Source organism: Mesorhizobium sp. M7A.F.Ca.CA.001.10.2.1, assembly GCF_003998575.1.
Taxonomy (GTDB): Bacteria; Pseudomonadota; Alphaproteobacteria; order Rhizobiales; family Rhizobiaceae; genus Mesorhizobium.
This window is the reverse complement of the sequence record NZ_RZQY01000950.1, coordinates 1-1,670: the sequence shown is the minus strand read 5'-3', so window position 1 is coordinate 1,670 and position 1,670 is coordinate 1. Positions and strand designations below refer to the sequence as shown.

The window sequence follows — 1,670 nt, the reverse complement described above, 5'->3', positions numbered from 1 at the left end:
GCCGGTCAGCCTGAATGCCGACAATCTGGTGACGCTGACGGCAACGATCACCGACAAGGACGGCGACAGCTCGGCTGCGACGCTCAACATCGGCCAGAACCTGACCTTCCTCGATGACGGCCCGACGCTAAATTCCTTCACCTCGGGCACAATGCCAAATGAGGTTGGATCGGTCTCAGGGGTCTTCTCGCTGGCGGCGGGTGCCGATGGCCTCGATCATTTCAACATCACCGGACCTGCGATCACCGGGATCACCTACAGCACGACGACCGCGGCGGATGGCACAACGGTCCTTCACGGGAATTCGGGCGTGACCGAAGTGTTCTCCCTGACGGTAAGGCCGGATGGCACCTATGAGTTCGATCTCGTCACGCCGCAGGCCGCCACGACCGTCACGCAGACGCTCACAGGGCTGAGCCCGGGTGGTCCGACGCCGTTCCTCGAAACTCCGAACGGCCTGATCGAATTCACCGGTAACGGCAACGGCGTCAACTCTTCCACGCAAGGCTTCGGCGTTGACAACCAGTTCATCGACCCCAATGAAAACTTCACCATGGAGTTCCACACCTCCGCGACAGCCGGCAATGACGCGCCGACTCTCAATCCGAAGTTCATAGGCAGTCTCGATTTCAATGTGAACAATGGCTCTGGTTCGGTCTCATGGACGGCGACCAATTCCGTCACCAACCAGACCCAGAATGGAACGGCGACGGTGGTGAATGGACATCTCATCATCGACCCGACGATCGATTTCAACGTGATTTCGATAACCGGCAATGCCGATGCGAAAATGAGGTTGGCGGCCGTCGACATATCGCAGAACATCCTGCCGTCCGACTTGAACCTGCAGTTCCTGGTCTCTGCGACAGACCATGATGGCGATACGACCGCGACGCAGCCTGTGAGCATCCACGTGGTCGCAGGCGACGGTTCCGGCAACTTCACCCTTCCCGGCTTTGCCGGAACGGTCAACGACGTTATCGCCGGCAGCACGCATGCCGATACGATCTCGGGCGGTGCCGGAACCGACATTGCCGACTATACGGGCAGTGTGGCGGCGGTTTCGATCCATCTGGCCGACGACGGACATGCATCCGGGGCGCCGGTGACATTCACCAATCCGGGGCCTGGTACGATCGGCGGCGGCGATGCCACCGGTGACACTCTCTCGGGTATTGAGGGATTGATCGGCGGCTCGGGCAATGACTACCTGTCTGGAAACGCCGGCGACAATTATCTCGCAGGCGGTCTTGGCGCCGACACACTGAACGGCGGAGGCGGCAGCGATACTCTCGTCGGCGGCTTCGGCCAAGACACGCTTACCGGAGGCACTGGTGCCGACACGTTCAAGCTCGATCATCTCGACATCAAAGATCTCATCACCGACTTCAATGGTGGCGAGGGCGACAAGATCGATCTGACCGCGCTGTTCGACACGGCTCCTGGCGGCGGCGACATCGGCGACTTCGTGAATTACGACGCAGGGACCGGCGTGCTGAGTGTCGACACGAGCGGATCGGGAGATCCGGCCAATTTTGTCCAAGTGGCGGAACTCACGAACCACCCCGCGGCCAACACGATCACGCTGCTCTACGACGATGGCATAACCCAGCATCAGACAACGGCAAACGTGGTGTAACGCCATAGCGCACAACCACGCGACTATGTTA

1 protein-coding gene is annotated in these 1,670 nt (G+C 60.2%); it reads left to right on the top strand.

What is annotated here, in order from left to right:
* Positions 1–1,639: type I secretion C-terminal target domain-containing protein (locus tag EN964_RS33830; RefSeq protein WP_127270680.1), on the top strand; the 1,639-nt coding region annotated here is incomplete at its 5' end.
* Positions 1,640–1,670: the final 31 nt, after the last annotated feature.